This window comes from Streptomyces sp. CO7 (genome assembly GCF_053474865.1).
Window position 1 is genome coordinate 84,302 of the sequence record NZ_JBRIOU010000006.1, and the last position, 4,355, is coordinate 88,656.

The 4,355-nt window shown below is 73.7% G+C and carries 5 protein-coding genes; 2 read left to right on the top strand and 3 right to left on the bottom strand.

Annotation, left to right across the window (positions count from 1 at the left end):
• Window positions 1-148 precede the first annotated feature (148 nt).
• The gene (locus tag ACOV8S_RS21745) at window positions 149-1,294 is read left to right on the top strand and encodes a nitrate/nitrite transporter (protein ID WP_448320109.1); all 1,146 of its coding nucleotides are present in this window, start codon (window positions 149-151) and stop codon (window positions 1,292-1,294) included.
• Here the strand turns inward: ACOV8S_RS21745 and ACOV8S_RS21750 are convergent.
• The 3 genes from ACOV8S_RS21750 to ACOV8S_RS21760 form a co-directional block, all read right to left on the bottom strand.
• Window positions 1,278-2,228: an aminoglycoside phosphotransferase family protein gene (locus ACOV8S_RS21750; protein WP_448319588.1), complete on the bottom strand. Its 951-nt coding sequence runs from the start codon at window positions 2,226-2,228 to the stop codon at window positions 1,278-1,280. The two genes, ACOV8S_RS21745 and ACOV8S_RS21750, sit on opposite strands and share 17 nt — an antisense overlap.
• 319 nt (window positions 2,229-2,547) lie before the next feature.
• On the bottom strand, window positions 2,548-2,967 hold the full coding sequence (locus ACOV8S_RS21755) for a VOC family protein (RefSeq protein ID WP_448319590.1): 420 nt from the start codon (window positions 2,965-2,967) through the stop codon (window positions 2,548-2,550).
• Window positions 2,968-3,238: 271 nt separating this feature from the next.
• Window positions 3,239-3,952: a TetR/AcrR family transcriptional regulator gene (locus ACOV8S_RS21760; protein WP_448319592.1), complete on the bottom strand. Its 714-nt coding sequence runs from the start codon at window positions 3,950-3,952 to the stop codon at window positions 3,239-3,241.
• Between the two features lie 124 nt (window positions 3,953-4,076).
• Here ACOV8S_RS21760 and ACOV8S_RS21765 point away from each other — a divergent pair.
• On the top strand, window positions 4,077-4,355 hold a 279-nt coding region (locus ACOV8S_RS21765; RefSeq protein ID WP_448319593.1), incomplete at its 3' end, for a hypothetical protein.

Below are 4,355 nucleotides of genomic sequence, written 5' to 3' on the forward strand. Positions count from 1 at the left end.
GGATGAGGGGCCGCCGTCCGGAGTAGTCCGCCGGGCGAGCGCCGGGGCCGGTTCCTAGCGTGGAGCCGTGAACCGACCACAGGGGTCCGCGCGGGACGCGGCGACGACGGCGGACGCCGAACGGGTTTCCGGGGCGGCGTACCGGAATCTGCTCACGGCGACGGTCGGGTTCGCGCTCACCTTCTGGGCGTGGAACCTGATCTCGCCGCTGGCGGGCGACTTCGGGCAGCGGCTGTCGCTGAGTTCGTTCCAGCAGTCGTTCCTGGTGGCGGTGCCGGTGCTGGTCGGCTCGCTGGGCCGGATCCCGGTGGGCGCGCTGACCGACCGGTACGGGGCCAAGCTGATGTTCCCGCTGGTCTCGGCCCTGACCATCGTGCCGGTGCTGCTGGTGATCCCGGCGCGCGACTCCTTCGGCCTGATGATCGTGGTGGGCTTCCTGCTGGGTCTGGGCGGCACCACCTTCGCCATCGGCATTCCGCTGGTCAACTCGTGGTTCCCGCCCTCGCGCCGAGGGCTGGCGCTGGGCATCTTCGGCATGGGCATGGGCGGTGTGGCCCTGTCCGGCTATTTCACCCCGCGGATCGCCGAGCACGGGGAGACGCTGCCGTTCCTGGTGGTGGCGGTCGCGCTCGCCGTGTACGCGGTGGCCGCGTTCTTCCTCATCAGTGACCGGCCGGGCCGGACCGTGCCGACGGCCTCGCTGGCCTCCCGCCTGGGCCAGGCCTCCCGGCTGCGGGTCACCTGGGAACTCTCCGCGCTGTACGCGATCGGGTTCGGCGGCGTGGTGGCGTTCGGCGTCTACCTGCCGTCCTACCTGAAGACCTGGTACGAGCTGAGCCCGACCGACGCCGGCACCAAGGCGGCGGGCTTCGCGCTGGTGACTGTGATCTTCCGGCCGCTCGGCGGCTGGCTGTCCGACCGGATGCACCCGGCGATCGTGACGGCGTGCGCGCTGGCCGTGGTGGCGTTGTTCGCCGTCGTCCAGGCCTTCGACCCGCACCTCTACCCCATGGGGACGATCTGCCTGCTGGTGATGGCGGCGGGGCTCGGCACCACCAGCGGCAGCGTGTTCGCGCTGGTCTCCCAGGTGACGCCGCAGCAGCAGGTCGGCTCGGTGACCGGTGTGGTGGGCGCGATGGGCGGGCTCGGCGGCTTCGTTCCGCCGCTGCTGATGGGCGCCATCTACAGCTCCAAGGGCTCCTACTCGATCGGCTTCATGCTGCTGTCGGACCTGGCGCTGGCCGGGTGCGTGTACGCGTACGGGCGGATGCGCAACGTCAAGCCGGCGGCGTGAGCGTCGGGCGGCGCCGTGCCGGTGGGACGGCCTCGTCCTCGAGGAGGGCGAGGAGCGTCGAGCGGGCCAGGTCGGACATGACCGGGTTGGTCTCCCGGTAGTACCAGAGACAGCCGATGGCCTGGGCGAAGGCCCAGCCCTTGCCCCGGTCCCAGGCCGCGTCGTCGGCGCCGAGCGCGAGCCGGAACGCCTCGCGGGCGGTGGGGCCGAGGTGGTTCCAGGCGGGCTGGAGGTCCAGGGCGGGATCGGCCACGCCCGCCTGCCCGACGTCGATCACTCCGGCGAGCCGGCCCCCGTCCGTGAGGAGGTTGCCGGGCATCAGGTCCCCGTGCGTCCACGTGTCGGGCTCGGTGCGGGGCGTGCCGCGCAGGCGCTCCCACAGGCGGGCCAGGGCGTGCGTGTCGATCAGCTCCCGGCTCCGCTGGAGCCCTTGGGCGACGTAGTCGTCGTGTGCGGTGAGGACGCCCCCGCGGCCCCGGCCCCGGAACGTCCTGCCCTCGGTGTCCAGGGCGCGTACCTGCAGGACGAAATGGGCCAGGTCCTCGGCGAAGGCGGTGGAGTCGTGGACGTCTGCCGCCGTGGCGGTGGTGCCGGGGATCCAGTGGTAGACGCTCCACGGCAGCGGGTAGTGCGGTCCGGGGCCGCCGAGGGCGGCGAACCGCGGGGTGGGGACGCGCGTGGCGCCCTCGATCCTCCGCGCGGCGTCGATCTCCCGCCGGATCTCCTGTCGCTTGGCGTCCGCGTCGTCGCCGAGGAGCGGGAGCCGGGCGACCAGGTCGTCGCCGATGCGGAAGAGCGCGTTCTCGGTGCCGTCCGAGGGGCAGGCACGGACCGGGAGTTCCCTCCACCGGGGAAACTGTGCGGCCACCAGGGCCGCCATCTGCTCCTCGGTGACCAGGAGCTGACCGGGGTGCATGGGTGAGGAGGTCGGCATGGCCGCATTCTGCCCCGGGAGACGTGCGGCGCACCCGAGATTTTCGGGAGGCGTCCGGTCGGCTGGGGCGGGCCTGTGCGGCGGGCGGGGTGACTGAGGCCCCGCCCGCCGCGTTGCCGTGACCATGATCCGGGTTGCCCGCGTCACGGCCGCCAAACGGACGACCTCGCGGAGGCGACGGGGACGGGCGCCGGGCCCGTTGGCGGTGCCTGCCACCCGCGGACCCTGCGGCAGACGCGGTGGCCCAACACGATGATCAGGAACCTGTCGCCCCAGGTGCGCACCGCCCTGTGAGCTGGGGCCTGTCCGGCCGCCGGGGTCACGTCGTCGAGATGTTGACCATCCAGTCGATGCCGAACGCGTCGGTGCAGGCTCCGAACTCGTCGCCCCAGGGCTGGCGTTCCATGGGGACCGTCACCGTGGCGTCCTTCGACAGCTTCTCCCACCAGCCGCGCAGCTTCCCGGCGTCGTCCCCGGTCAGGGCGACGCTCACGGCGCTGCCCCGCCGGTACTCGGCCTCGGGCGGGACGTCGGCGCCCATCAGGGTGGGGCCGGACTCCGACTCCAGGCTGCCGTGCATGATCTTCTCCCCCTGCTCCGGCGGGAGTTCGGCGCCCATGTCGAGGGCGTCGTAGCGCATGAGCTCCAGCTTGCCGCCGAAGACGGTGCGGTAGAACTCCATCGCCTCCCGGGCGTTCCCGTCGAAGTTGAGGTACGGGCTGATGTACGCGTTGCTCACCACGGCCTCCTCGCCCCCCTGTGCGAAACGGACCGGGCCATCGTGCCCCGAGGCGCGGGGGAGGAACGGTCCGGCGCGCGGGACGGGTCCCCCGGCCGAACGCCTGCCGGCCGCGCGGCGGCCCGGGCCTGCCACCCGAACACGCGCCCGGGCGCGGCGCCCGGGACGCGGGCAGGACGACATTTCCGAGGGCACGTCGAAGCGCCGGTACCGCGGAACCGAGCAGCTGCCGGTCCGGGTCGGCTGAGGGAACGGGCGCACCGGCGCGGGGTCAGCCCGCTGTACCGGGAGCGGTGATGCCGCGCAGCAGCATGTCGCCGAGGGTCTCGGCGTCCTGCTCCCCGGCGTCGCGTGCGATGCCGCCGACGGTCAGGGCGAACGGCTGGAACGTGACGGCGTGCAGCAACGTCCCGGCGACGAGGCGGTGGTCGAGTCCGGGGCGCACGACGCCGTCGGCGGACGCCCGGTCCAGCAGTTCCTCGAGCATCACGCGCAGCGGGGCGAACGCCCTCGTCATCCCCTCCGGATGTTCCGTGAGCAACTGCCGGGCAGGTCCCGGCACGCCGAGGACGGCGTGCTCGCGCGCCCTCTCGCCGGGGCGCGGCCGGCACAGGCGGGCGTACTCCGGCGTGAAGCGGCGCAGACGGGCGGCCGCGTCCGGCTCCTCGGCGAGCGTCTCGCGCAGTCGGTCCGCGGCCCTGCGCGCCGACTCCTCGAAGACGGCCAGCAGCAGTTCGTGCTTGCCGGTGAAGTGCTGGTAGAAGCTGCGCAGCGACTGGCCGGAGGTCTTCACGACGTCCTGGACCGTGAAGTCCCCGCCCGGCCCGGTGGTGAGGAGTTCCAGCGCGGCGTCGACGAAGCGCCGTGCCCGCTGCTCGGCCCGTGCCCGGTCCGGGTCCGCCGGCCGGGCGACGGCGAGCTCGCGCGGGCCGGCGGAGGGGTTCCGCGAGGCCTCGGGCTCCGCCGACGGAGGGTGCGCTGTCATGCGGCGATCCTAATGTTCGACAGGGGCACGGTGCCGGGGACGGTCGTCCCGGGCGGCGGGCGGCTCGGGGGCGCGGTAGCGTGCCGGAACCGGACCCGGACGACTTCCTCCCCCGGAGGGCAGCATGCGCGATCCCGTACCGCACCCCGCCCTTCGGCGGCTGCAGCCGCTGGTCGGCGTCTGGGACATGTACGCGCGGGGCTCGGACGTCGGACCGGTGCGCACCGAGTTCGCCTGGCTGGAGGGCGGCGCGTTCCTCGTGCAGCGGGCCTGCCTCGGGCCGGAGACCGTGCTGCCCGAGGACTGGCGGGGGCGCGCCCCCTTTCCGACATCCTGCGTGACCGGGTACGACGACACCGCGGACGGGTTCACCGTCCTGTATGCCGACGGGCGGGGCGTGGCC